Origin of the sequence: Leifsonia sp. Leaf264 (genome assembly GCF_001422325.1) — a bacterium.
Taxonomy (GTDB): Bacteria; Actinomycetota; Actinomycetes; order Actinomycetales; family Microbacteriaceae; genus Orlajensenia.
In genome coordinates this window covers 947674-959969 of the sequence record NZ_LMMR01000001.1, presented here as the reverse complement: position 1 = coordinate 959969, position 12296 = coordinate 947674, and the positions used below count along the sequence as shown (strand labels likewise).

Genomic DNA, 12296 nt, shown 5'->3' with positions numbered 1-12296 from the left:
GTCAGCGTATGGCGCGGGGCCGAGCGAGTTCGTCCTCGATGCGGCTCCAGGCTTCGTCGGTGAGGTGCACTCGTGGTGCGGCGAGCGAGTCCACGGCGGTCTCGGGGCGGTTCGCACCGGCGATCGCGATGATCGACGATGACTGCTTCAGCACCCAGGCGAGGAGCACGCGCTGGAGTGAATGCCCGGAGCCGGCCGCGATGGCAGCGGTCCGCGGATAGGCCTCGCGCAACGGGTGGACCCGCGAGGCACCCCCGAGTGGGGAATAGGCGAGAAAGGCGATGCCCAGTTCCTCGCACCGCCGAGCGACGCCGGTGTGAGTCGCATTCAGGGCGGAGAACTCGTTCTCCACGGCGTCGATCCCAGCAACGGCGAGTGCCCGATCGAGGTCGGCGCCGGAGACGTTCGAGAGTCCGATCGCGCGCACCTTGCCGGAGCGCCGCAACTCATCGAGGGCTCCGACGCTCTCCTCCAGGGGGACTGCCGGATCCACCTTGTGGAGAAGGTAGAGGTCGATGGCATCGACGCCCAGGGCGCTGAGACTCGCGTCGCAATCGGCGGCGAGGGCCTCGGGGGTGCCGTCCACGATCCACTCGTCCGCGCTGACGCGCACATGGCCGCCCTTCGTCACGATCATCGGGTCGGCACCGGGATGCTGACGCAGGGCGCGGGCGATGAGGGTCTCGTTGTGGCGGGCGGCATCCGCCGTCGTGTAGGCCGCCGCCGTATCGATGAGGTTCGCGCCCAGGTCGAGGGCAGCATGGATCGTGCGGATGCTGCGAGCCTCATCGACCGCGTCGCCGATCGACCACCACGCGCCCCCGAGGCCGACGGGCCACACCGCCCGCCCGGCCACCGGACGGGCGATGGGCTCCATGAACGTTGTCACCACCGCCGGAAGTCGGGCTTGCGAGCATCATCCGACGGATCCCGGAAGGTGCAGTGGAAGGTGTGTCGGCCGGCCGCGACCTCGTGCACCCCGCCGCCTCCCGGCAGCACGACAGTGGCCGTGGCGCCGGCTGGGACGACGACATCGAGCTCGAAGTTCGTGCCCTCCCTGCGCCAGGACGACGAGCTGAGGCCGAGGGGCCCGCGATGGGCTGTGGAGGCATGAGTCAGCCCGCCGCCAGGCTGGGGCTCGATCCAGAGACGCTCGAATCCGGGTTCCCGCGAGTCGAGTCCGGCGACGACGCGATGCATGAAGTCGGCGACGGCACCGAGCGCATAGTGGTTGAACGAGGTCATGTCGCCGGGGTTGACCGTGCCGTCGGGAAGCATGCTGTCCCAGCGCTCCCAGATCGTCGTGGCTCCCATCGACACCGGGTAGAGCCAGGACGGCAGCTCGTCCTGCAGCAGCAGATGGTAGGCGGCATCCAGGCCTCCGACACGTACGAGGGCATCGCAGATGATCGGTGTTCCGACGAACCCGGTGCTGATGTGGAAGTCGCCCGCCGCGACGAGTTCGAGCAACCGCCGGCCGGCGTGCCGCACCTGGCTCTCGTTCGCGAACAGGTCGAAGACTATGGCCAACGCGATGGACGTGACGGTGTCGCTCACGACGCGGCCGGAGGGGGCGATGAACTCGGCTTGGAATGCCGAGACGGCCCGAGCGGCGACGGTGTCGTAGTGGTCGGCATCCGTCGACTTGCCCAGCAAACGAGCGGTCTGCGCGAGGATGCGTGCAGTGCGTACGTGGTAGGCGGTCGCCACGAGGTGCTTGTCCGTGTGAGATTGCCCGGGGCTGTCGGATGGAGCGGCGGGATCGAGCCAGTCGCCGAGCTGGAAGGTCGTGTTCCACAAGCCGGTGTGCCCGGTCAGGTCGTCGACGAGGTCGACCCAGGCGCGCATGCTGTCGTACTGGTCGGCGAGGACACGTGCGTCGCCGTCGTGCCGGTACAGCTCCCACGGCACGATCACGGCCGCGTCGCCCCAAGCCGCCGTCGGGAAGTTCGGGAACCCGCACTCGATCCACGGTACGAAGTTGGGCACGTGTCCCTGGTCCCGCTGCTCGTGCGCCACATCGCGCAGCCAGCCCGTGAGCGTGCCGTGCGCACCGAACAGCGAGAGCGCCGTCGGGGTGAACACCTGGATGTCGCCGGTCCAACCGAGGCGCTCGTCGCGTTGCGGGCAGTCGGTGGGGAGGTCGACGAAGTTGTCGCGCATGCTCCAGACGACGTTCTCATGCAGGCGGTTGAGTCCAGGATGAGAGCTCTCGAACCAGCCCGTGCGCTCCAGGTCGGTGTGCACCACGAGTGCTTCGACGTCGAGGGCGGCCACGTCGCCGGGCCAGTTCTCGACCTCGGCGTAGCGGAATCCGTGGATGGTGAACCGGGGGCTCCATTCCTCGACGCCATGGCCGCGGCACGTGTAGCGGTCGATGGATTCGGCTGAGCGGAGCGGGCGTACTCCGAGGGTGCCGTTCTCGAGCACCTCCGCGTGATGCAGGGTGATCGTGTGCCCGGCGTTCCCGCGCACGCGCAGTCTCAGCTTGCCGGAGATGTTCTGCCCGAAGTCGAGCCGGATGCGCGATCCGGGCAACGGCTCGACGCTCACGGGTCGCAGTACCTCGGTGACCCGCACCGGCGGGCCGGTCGGCGCCTCGAGTTCGGCCGGGAATCCGGTGAGGGCGAGTCGCTTCGGCGACTGCCATCCGGTGGCGTGGAAGTCCGGTTCGCTCCAGCCGGCTGGGAGCAGTGTCGCGTCGTAGGTCTCGCCCTCGTACAGGCCGACGCGGGTGATGGGCGATGGCTTCCACTGCCAGGAGTCCTCGAGGGGCACTGACACGACCGAGCCGTCCTTCAGGGTCAGCTCGAGCTGCAGCAGGAGAGCGGCATCCGCTCCGTAGACGTCCCAGAGTCCGCCCTCGAAGCCGATGCGGCCGCGGTACCAGCCATCCGCGAGCCACGCGCCGATCGTGTTGCGACCGGGACGGATGCCGGCACTCACGTCGTAGGTCTGGTACCTCACGCGGTGGGTGTAGCTCGTCCAGCCCGGGGCGAGGATGTCCTCCGACACGGGCAGCCCGTTGAGCTCGAGTTCGTAGACTCCGTGCGCCGTCGAATAGACGCGAGCGCGGCTGATGGTGGACGGGTCGATGCCGAGGTCCTCGATGTTCCAGTCGGCCCGCAGCAGGTAGCCCGGCCGCAACTCTCCCTGAGGTGCAGTGACGGACGGCGAGACGAAGTCGTTCGTCCAGTCCGAACGCTCGAGCAGCCCCACCTCGATCGGCAGCGGTGCGCTCCAGTCGCCGATTCGGTCGTCGTCGTGGACGAGTCGCGCACGAAGCACGACCGCTGCACGGGACTGGAGCGGCGGGAACGGCCAAGCGAGGAGTCGGCGTCGGCCGCCGGCCTCGGTGTGGCGGTGCGCCGTTCCGCTCGCATCCGTGAGTTCGAACTCGACAGCGGAGACCGGGGCGGTGCCGTCGGACAGCCAGGACAGCCGCGGGCTGCGCTCGCCGATGCCGAGGGTCGACGCGCCACGACGGTTCTCGAGCCAGAGATCGGTGATGGTGTCAGTCGCGACTGTCGTCGCTGGAGTCGTTGTCGTCATTTCCTAGCCCTTGACCGATCCGGCCGTGAGGCCCTTCATGACCTGCTGGTTGAGGAACAGGTAGATGGCGAGTGTTCCGAACACGTTCACGGCGATGGCCGCGAAGGTCGGGCCGTACTGCACAGCCCCGTACTGCCCCGTGAAGTTGAGCAGGCCGACCTGGATCGTGCGCAGCGCGTTCGAGTTGGTGAAGGTCAGGGCGATGAGCAGGTCGTTCCACATGAAGAAGAACTGCACGAGCCCGACGGTGAAGACAGCGTTCTTGACCAGAGGGAGTCCGACGGCCCAGAAGGAGCGCAGGATGCTCGCGCCGTCCAGCGTCGATGCCTCGAAGATCTCGCGCGGGACCGATCGGAAGAAGGTCGCCATCATGAACACGGTGAGGGGCAGACCCGTGGCGATGTACGTGAGGATCATCGGCCAGTAGCTGCCGGTGAGCCCGGTGCGGAAGTAGATGGTGAAGAGCGGCAGAAGGATCATCTGCGTCGGCACCATGATGCCGGCGAGGAAGAGCAGCAGGACTGTTCCGCGCCCCTTCCACACCATGATCTCGAGCGCGAATCCGGCAGCGACGCCGAACACGAGCACGACGGCGAGCGACGGGAACACCACGATGACGCTGTTGAGGATGTACTGCCCGAACCCGCTCTCGAACACCGAGACGTAGTTGTCGAGCGACCAGGTGCTCGGCAGGGTCCAGAACGGGTCGTTGAGGAACTCGCTCTGCGTCTTGAACGATCCGAGGAACATCCAGACCATGGGGTAGATCTCGACGATGAGCAGGATCGCGATGATGATCCGCAGGGGGAGGCGGGCGAAGAAGCGCTTCGGTGCCCCCCTGCCGGTGCTGGGAACCGAGGTGCGGGCGAGGCGGCGAGGATTGACGCTCGGAATGGCGGTCGTCTGAGTGGTCACTGGCTCAGCCCTTCGTGAGGTCGCGGCGCGTGGACCGGAAGATGAACACGGTGAAGAGCAGGCAGAGGATCGTGAGCATGAGCGCGATCGTGCTGCCGTAGCCGTATTCGCCGTAGGTGAACGAGGTCTGGAACATGTACAGGGTGAGCGGAGTGGTCGCATTGCCCGGGCCGCCGTTCGTCAGTGCGACGACGGTGTCGAACACCTTGAGGGTGCCGTTGATGCTGAAGATCAGCGATGAGAGCAGCACGGGCAGAGAAAGCGGGAGCACGATGGTGCGGATGAGCTTCCACCCGCCTGCCCCGTCGAGCCGGGCCGACTCGAGCAGTTCCTCGGGGATGTCGAGGAGGCCGGCGTAGAGCAGCACGGCGTAGAAGCCCATGGAGCGCCAGAGGTCCATCAGGATGATCACCCAGAACGATGCATCCGGGGTTCCGAACCAGTCGACCGATGGGATCCCGATCAGGTTGAGGAACGAGTTGACCGGACCCGTCGTCGGCGCGGCCTCGAACAGGCGCTGGAACAGGAGCGCGACGGCCACAGTGGGGAGAACGACGGGGAAGAAGACGATGGTCCGGATCGCCGAGGATGCCCGCTTCAGCCAGAAGACGTAGAGCAGCGACAGGCCGAAGCCGACCCCGACCTGGAGGACGGTGAGCACGAGCGCATAGCGCAGGGTGAACCAGATGGCACTCCAGGCGGCCGGGTCCTGGAAGAACTTGGCGAAGTTCCCGAGCCCGTTGAAGGTGAACCCGAGGATCGGGTTGCCGTCGAAGACGGTGTAGCCGAGCGACCAGAAGATCGGCACGAGCATGATGATGGAGTAGACCAGCAGGGCGGGTCCGAGAAGGATGAAGATGGCGCGTTTGTCGCCGAGCACTCTGTCCATGGATCAACAATCTGTCAGCTGCGCAGGACGCAGCGGTGATGAACGGGGTCGCGGCGCGGACACCGCGACCCCGCATCAGGTGGAGAAGGGTCAGCCCTCGTCGTTGGCGGCCTGAACGAGCTTCATGAAGTCAGCTCCGCTCAGCGTGCCGTTCGCGAGGCCACCGCCGTTCGTCTGGCTCACGCTGGTGCCCTTCGAGGTGAAGAGGGCCTCGAACCAGAGAATGCTGGAGGGCGCGTCCTTGATGACCTGCTGGACTGTCTGCGTGGTCTCCGGCAGATCGGTGGGCGGGTTGTCGAGTGCGAATCCCGACACGACGCCGCTGTCCTTCAGGACAGTGTCGCCGTAGTTGGAGACTATGCACTTCAGCCAGGCGGCCTGGTCGTCGCCGAAGCCCTTCTTGGCGAACATCACGGGGATTCCGACGTTGGCCGGAACCTGGTCGATGGCGCCAGCGCCGCCCTCGACGGCCGGGAACGGTGCGTAGCCGATGTTGTCGGCGCCGATCGTGTTCTGTGTGGCGTCATTGAAGTTGGCGAGTGCCCAGCTGCCCATGTAGAAGAAGGCGGCCTTCCCAGTGAGGAACTCGTTCATGGCGGCGTTGTAGTCGACGGACCCGACGGCGTCACCGAAATAGCCGGCCTTGCCGAGCTTGGCGACCTCGTCGGCGGCCTTCACGTACTCGTCGTCGGTCAGCTTGGCCTTGCCGTCGGCGACGTCCTTCAGGGCGTCGGGGCCGAGGTCGCGGGCGATGTAGTCGCCGACGAGACGGGTGATGGGCCAGCCGTCCTTGCCGTCGGCAGCGAACGGCTGAACGCCGGCGTCCTGGAGTGTTCCGGCAGCAGCGACCAGGTCGTCCCAGGTGGCCGGAGCATCGATGCCGTTGTCGGCGAGGAGCTTCTTGTTGTACCAGAAGCCCTCGATGTTGAGCTCAGTCGGCAGCGAGTACAGCTTGTCCTCGCCGTAGAGGGCCTTGATGGTGGATTCGGCTGCCGGGAGGATCTTGTCGGCGACGCCGAGCTTGTCGAGCTCAGCGGACAGGTCGACGACCTGGCCCGCATCGATGAACTGCTTCATCAGGGAGGGCGTGCCTGCAGACATCGACATGTTCGACAGGGCGTCCTGGCCGGCGAGAAGCTGGAGCTTCTGATCCCACTGCGTTCCGGCGACCGAGTCTGCCGTGAGCTTCGCGGCCTTCTCCTCGGGGGCGCACTGGTTCTTCGCGAGGTCCTTCAGCGTTCCGATGATGGTGGTGTTCTCGGTCTGGCCGAGATACGTGAACTGGCCGTTGCTGGCGGAGCCGCCGCTTCCCGACCCGCAGGCGGTGAGCATCAACGCTCCCGCTCCGACGATGGCCACGAGCGGTGCGATACGCCGCAGTCGTGATTTCGGTGCTGTGGTCACAATTCCTCCTTGAATGGCGACGCCTCCGTTGAAGCGTTTCAAGAGTAGTAACCCACCAAAGCCGGGTCCGTGTCAAGTTGAATCCGCTAGTATTTTGAAGCGCTTCATCACAATTGGGCAACGAGCCGACAGTCGCGATCCGCGCGGAAGGCACGTGAGCCATGATGGGCGTCAGTCGACAGGTCGTGTGCAAGCATGGCAGCCGAGCTCACAGTTCTGCAGATGCACGAGGAGGTGTCCGATGGTGACCGACGACAGGCGCGCCAGCAAGGCACAACCCAGCATGACGGATGTCGCCCGCCGCGCCGGGGTGGCCCTCGGAACCGTCTCGAACACGCTCAACAGCCCCGACAAGGTCTCCGAACCGACCCGCCGTCGCGTCCTCGCTGCGATCGCAGAACTCGGCTTCGTCCGCAACGACGCCGCCCGCTCACTGGCCGCAGGCACCAGCACGACCATCGGCCTCGTTCTCGCCGACCTGGGGAACTCCTTCTTCGTCGACATTGCCCGGGGGGCCGAGGCGACCCTGCGCAAGCACGGCATGAACCTGCTCATCGCCAACAGCGACATCGACCTGGCCAAGCAGACCCGCAACCTCGAGACGTTCGAACAGTCTCGCGTCGCCGGCGTTCTCATGGCGCCGCTCGACACCGCACAGGTGCGAGAGGAGGGTGCCCACCTGCTGCGCAAGACCCCCCTGGTTCTCGTCAACTACGCCTCGCCCGACAGTTCCTACTCGGGGGTCGTCGTCGACGAGCGTCGAGGCGGGTACCTGGCAGCACGTCATCTCATCGACCTCGGCCGCACTCGACTGCTGTTCGTCGGCGGACCCTTCCTCCTCACAGCGGTCGCTGAGCGCTTCGAGGGTGTGCAGGCGGCGATAGCCCAGAGTCCCGGCGTCACGCTCGAGACCATCGAGACGCGAGGACTCAACATCCGCCACGGACGCCAGGCCGGGCGCGAGATCGTCGAGAGGGGAGCCGATCGCTACGACGGAATCATCGCGGCCGCCGACCTCCTCGCGATCGGTGCGATCCAGGTGCTCGAAGACGCTGACGGGTTCTCCGTGCCCGCCGACATCGCCGTCACGGGATACGACAACAACCACTTCGCCTCGGAGAGCGCGATTCCCATCTCCACGATCAGCCAGCCCGGGGAGGAGATGGGCAGGGTCGCTGCGGAGTTGCTGATGGATGAGATCATGACGGCCGACGGTGTCGAGAAGCGCACGGTCGTTCTCGAGCCCCACCTCATCCCGCGACGTTCCACCCTCGGGGAGATCTGGCGACGCGACTGAGAACCTGCCGCCGGGCAGCCTCGATCAGTTGATGATCTCGCCCCGCGCGTCGGCACTGAGTTCCGCCAGGCGCTCCTTCCACACCTGCAGTGCCTCCGGTGTCTGCCGGATCCAATCCGTCACCTCGCCGACGACTCTGAGCGGCTCGGTGCTCCGGTACGACCGGGTGGGATTGCCGGGGAACTTCTTGTCGGTGACGTTCGGGTCGTTCTCGAATGCGCCGGTCGGCTCGACGACGTAGACGCGCGGAGCGCCGTCACCTGCGGCGAGTTCCGCGGCGAGCCCGGCGCCGTTCGGAAGAGCCGTGAAGTAGATGTGGTTCATCACCACCTCGGGGCGGTAGTTCGAGCGGAATCCCGCCGTGAGCAGATCTCCCTCGCGGAGATCGGCCTTGGTGCCGTGGAAGAACGGACCGTCGTCCAATGCGTCGCTCACGACGACAGCATAGGCCGACGGTTCCTGCATCGCCGCGACGACCGAGCGCCGGCAGCCCATAGCCATCGCCTATGCGTCTCAGTGGAACTCGGTAGTTCTGCGCCGTGCATGCCGATGCCAGACTTGCGTGCCGTCCCCCCTGCCTCTTGGAGCCGCTGATGTCGAACCTGGTCACCTCCGTCGACAGGGAACCGGCGCTCGGGCTCGGACGGGGGATCGACGCCGCCACGCCAGGTCGGTCGACCGAGACAGAGCTCCTCGCATCGGTGCCGGATCGGCTCTTCATCGCCGGTCGCTGGGAGGCCGGCTCCTCGTTGCGCCACCTCGACGTGTTCGATCCGGCGACAGGTGGGCTGCTCAGGCGAATCGCCGATGCGACGCCAGACGACGGGGCGCGGGCGCTCGATGCCGCTGCCGCCGCCTCCGAGGACTGGGCGCAGACGGCGCCCCGCGTGCGCGGCGAGGTGCTGCGCAGTGTCTTCGACCTGCTCATGCAGCGACGCGACGAGGCCGCCCGACTCATCAGCCTGGAGATGGGCAAACCACTGTCCGAGGCCGCTGGAGAGGTCGCCTACGGTGCCGAGTTCCTGCGCTGGTTCGCCGAGGAGGCCGTCCGGATCTCGGGCCGCTACGGTGAGAATCCCGACGGGACCGGACGGATGCTCGTCTCCCGGAGACCCGTCGGCCCGAGCTACCTGATCACTCCGTGGAACTTCCCCCTCGCCATGGCGACGCGCAAGATCGCACCGGCCCTCGCCGCCGGCTGCACAGCCGTGGTGAAGCCTGCCGAACTGACGCCATTGTCCACGCTGTTCCTCACCCAAATCTTCGAGGAGGTGGGCCTGCCTGCCGGCGTGCTGAACGTGGTCACGACCTCGGATGCGGCTGGAGTGAGCGAGCGCATCATCGGTGATCCGCGCCTGCGGAAGCTGAGCTTCACGGGATCGACACGGATAGGACGGATCCTGCTGAAGCAGGCCGCCGACACCGTGCTCCGCACATCGATGGAGCTCGGCGGCAATGCCGCGTTCGTGGTGTTCGCCGATGCCGACATCGATCGCGCGGTCGAGGGGGCCATGACCGCGAAGTTCCGCAACTCCGGTCAGGCCTGCACGGCGGCGAATCGCTTCCTGGTGCACTCCTCGATTGCCGCCGAGTTCACGCGACGTCTGGCGGCTCGCGTCGCCGACCTCCGGGTCGGCCCGGGTACGGAGCAGGGAGTGGAGATCGGCCCCCTGATAACCCACGACGCCGTCGACAAGGTCGACCAATTGGTGCAGGATGCCGTGAGTCGCGGAGCCGAGCTCGCCACCGGTGGACGACGACGCGACGGGGTGGGCAGCTTCTACGAACCGACGGTTCTCGCCGCCGTGCCGTCGGACAGCGACATCCTGCGCGAGGAGATCTTCGGTCCCGTGGCGACGATCGTCGAGTTCGAGACCGAGGCTGAGGCGGTCAGGCTCGCCAACCACACCGAGTACGGACTCGTCGCCTACGTCTACACCGAGGATCTCGCGCTGGCGCAGCGCATGATCGACAGGCTGGACACCGGCATGATGGGAGTGAACGTCGGTGCCGTGTCCGATGCCTCGGCTCCCTTCGGGGGAGTGAAGCAGTCGGGCGTCGGCCGAGAGGGTGGCATCGAGGGGATCCAGGAATACCTCTCCACCAAGTACACCCTCATCCCCGGCGTCCTGACCACGATGAGCTACTGACCGAGGACGATCGACATGCCGACCACCCGTTTCGAAGTGACCGCCACCTCCTGGGTCACCCCGTCGCTTCGTCGACTGCAGCTGCAGACCGACGACCTGTCCGGCTTCCGCGAGAGTGTCTTCACCGACCGCTACGTCAAGCTCGTCTTCCCGAAGGCCGGCGTCGTCTACCCCGATCAGATCGACGTGCGGGCGATGCGCGGAACCATGCCGCCCGAGGACCTGCCCGTCGTGCGCACCTACACGGCACTGCATCCGGATGTCGATGCCGGCACTCTCGACATCGATTTCGTCGTGCACGGCGACGAGGGCATCGCGGGACTGTGGGCAGCGAACGCCACGATCGGCGACAGACTGCTCGCCAACGGCCCAGGCGGGGCCTACAGCCCCGACCCCACGGCGGACTGGCACCTCCTGGTGGGCGACGAGTCGGCGCTTCCCGCCGTGACCGCGGCACTCGAGGCGCTGCCGAGCGATGCCGAGGCGCGCGTCATCGTCCTCGTCGACTCCGCCGCACATGAGCCGACGCTGGTGGGCCCGGCCGGTGCGACGATCACCTTCCTCCACCGCGACGGCGGCTCCGTCGACGGGCTGCTCGCGAACGCGGTTCGCGAACTGGAGTGGATGGACGGACGCGTTCACGCCTTCGTGCACGGGGAGGCCGAGGAGGTCATGCGCGGGGTGCGACCGTACCTGCGCACCGAACGCGGCCTCGGTCGCGATCAGCTGTCGATCTCCGGCTATTGGCGCCGCGGTCGGACCGAGGACGGATTCCGGCAGTGGAAGGCCGAGTTCGCTCGAGTCGATTCCGACGGGAACGACGACGCGGGCGCGAACGCGGACTCGGTCCGCATCCACGCCCGCGGCAGATGACCGGTGGCGCCGGCGCTCAGGGCTCTGGCCCTGAGGCTCGGTGGCCTAGAGCTCGATCGGCAGGTTGAAGAGTCGCTTCGCGTTGCCCGCCAGCACGAGGTCGCGGTCGGCGTCGCTGATCTCGAGCTGGTTCTGCACGAAGTCGACCCCCTGGCTCATCCAGCTGTAGAACACCGGGAACGATGAGCCGAACAGGTAGTGGTCGGCGCCATTGATCTCGAGCGCCGCCTCCACCTGGGTCTTGCCCCACGAGTGCGGGTGGGTGAGGTCGAAGAAGATGTTCTCGCGGAGGTACTGCTGGATCTTCTCGCCGCCGGTGGCCTCCAGGCGCTGCATGGCCTCCTGCTTGGGTGAGGCGTGCGGCGTGAGCAGTGCCGTGTTCGCGAACCAGTTGCCGCCGAGCATCGTGTGGATGAAACGGAGGTTCGGGTACTTGTCGAACATCCCGCTGAAGAGTTCACGCCCCACGGCGATGCCCTGGTCCATGATCCGTCCGTACTCGCGACGCAGGTTGGTGTAGTCGACGACGGACTTCCACTCCACGGGAAGCGGGGTGTGGTGGACGATGACGGGAACATCGAGCTCGTTGAGCACCTTCAGGTACGGGTCGAACGCCTCATCGTCGAGGTAGAGCTGCCCGTAGTGGCAGGCCAACTGCACTCCCACGACGCCGAGCTCCTTCACGCAGCGCTCGAGCTCGTAGATGCTCGCCTTGTCGCCCCACGGCGGAACGCACGCCGTCGCGAACAGCCGGCCGCCAGAGCGGGCGACGATCTCCGCCGCATTGTCGTTGACCGCCCTGCACGTCTCGAGGTCGAGCCATTCCTGCCAAACGGGCACGCGCATGATGCCGTAGTCGACACCGGCCTCGTCCATGGCGGCCAGCTTGGCCTCGGCCGAGTAGTCGCCCTCGACGTAGTTGAGGTTCTGGAAGCCCTTCGGCTTCTCGAGGATGAGCTGCTTCTTCCCGCTCTCCATCTCGATCACCCGGGCGATCTCCCCGAATCCTCGGGGGGCGCTCCCGAGGAAGCCCTGGAGCATCTTCTCGTTGCTGAAGAGATCCTCCGGCAGGTGGTGGATGTTGATGTCGACGACTGTCATGGCCTGTACTCCTGTCTCGCTTCTTTGCGTTGTTCCGGACACAGCCTAGGTGAATTTCCGTCGATCGTGTTGGAAATCGTGTGTGATCCTATGTAGGATGATCCCACGCTTCACC

10 protein-coding genes are annotated in these 12296 nt (G+C 66.5%); 3 read left to right on the top strand and 7 right to left on the bottom strand.

The window, feature by feature from the left end; genetic code table 11:
• Position 1: 1 nt before the first annotated feature.
• From ASF30_RS04470 to ASF30_RS04450, 5 genes are all read right to left on the bottom strand, one after another.
• Positions 2-892, bottom strand: a complete 891-nt coding sequence (locus ASF30_RS04470; protein ID WP_157496941.1) for an aldo/keto reductase — start codon at positions 890-892, stop codon at positions 2-4.
• A complete protein-coding gene (locus ASF30_RS04465; RefSeq protein ID WP_082467436.1) occupies positions 886-3552 on the bottom strand; it encodes an alpha-L-rhamnosidase in 2667 nt (888 codons plus the stop codon). Before ASF30_RS04465 ends, ASF30_RS04470 begins: the two co-directional genes overlap by 7 nt.
• A gap of 3 nt (positions 3553-3555) precedes the next feature.
• On the bottom strand, positions 3556-4467 hold the full coding sequence (locus ASF30_RS04460) for a carbohydrate ABC transporter permease (protein WP_055901953.1): 912 nt from the start codon (positions 4465-4467) through the stop codon (positions 3556-3558).
• Positions 4468-4471: 4 nt separating this feature from the next.
• The gene (locus tag ASF30_RS04455; protein ID WP_055901951.1) at positions 4472-5356 is read right to left on the bottom strand and encodes a carbohydrate ABC transporter permease; all 885 of its coding nucleotides are present in this window, start codon (positions 5354-5356) and stop codon (positions 4472-4474) included.
• Positions 5357-5446: 90 nt separating this feature from the next.
• A complete protein-coding gene (locus ASF30_RS04450) occupies positions 5447-6760 on the bottom strand; it encodes an ABC transporter substrate-binding protein (protein ID WP_055901949.1) in 1314 nt (437 codons plus the stop codon).
• A gap of 241 nt (positions 6761-7001) precedes the next feature.
• Between ASF30_RS04450 and ASF30_RS04445 the strand changes: the two genes are divergently transcribed.
• Entirely contained in the window at positions 7002-8057 is a 1056-nt protein-coding gene (locus ASF30_RS04445; protein ID WP_055901946.1) for a LacI family DNA-binding transcriptional regulator, read from the top strand.
• Between the two features lie 24 nt (positions 8058-8081).
• Here ASF30_RS04445 and arr read toward each other — a convergent pair whose 3' ends face one another.
• Positions 8082-8522 (bottom strand): NAD(+)--rifampin ADP-ribosyltransferase, encoded by a 441-nt coding sequence (arr, locus tag ASF30_RS04440; protein ID WP_442914949.1) that lies wholly within the window; start codon positions 8520-8522, stop codon positions 8082-8084.
• A gap of 128 nt (positions 8523-8650) precedes the next feature.
• On the opposite strand from arr, the gene ASF30_RS04435 reads away from it, so the two are divergent.
• Together ASF30_RS04435 and ASF30_RS04430 are read left to right on the top strand one after the other, a co-directional pair.
• Positions 8651-10207 carry an NAD-dependent succinate-semialdehyde dehydrogenase gene (locus ASF30_RS04435; RefSeq protein ID WP_082467435.1) on the top strand — a complete coding sequence of 519 codons (1557 nt, stop codon included), beginning with the start codon at positions 8651-8653 and terminating at the stop codon, positions 10205-10207.
• 15 nt (positions 10208-10222) lie between these two features.
• Positions 10223-11080, top strand: coding sequence for a siderophore-interacting protein (locus ASF30_RS04430; RefSeq protein WP_082467434.1), 858 nt, complete (start codon positions 10223-10225; stop codon positions 11078-11080).
• Between the two features lie 45 nt (positions 11081-11125).
• On the opposite strand, the gene ASF30_RS04425 is transcribed toward ASF30_RS04430, so the two are convergent.
• Complete coding sequence (locus ASF30_RS04425) at positions 11126-12181, bottom strand: amidohydrolase family protein (RefSeq protein WP_055901943.1); 1056 nt, start codon at positions 12179-12181, stop codon at positions 11126-11128.
• Between the last annotated feature and the right edge of the window lie 115 nt (positions 12182-12296).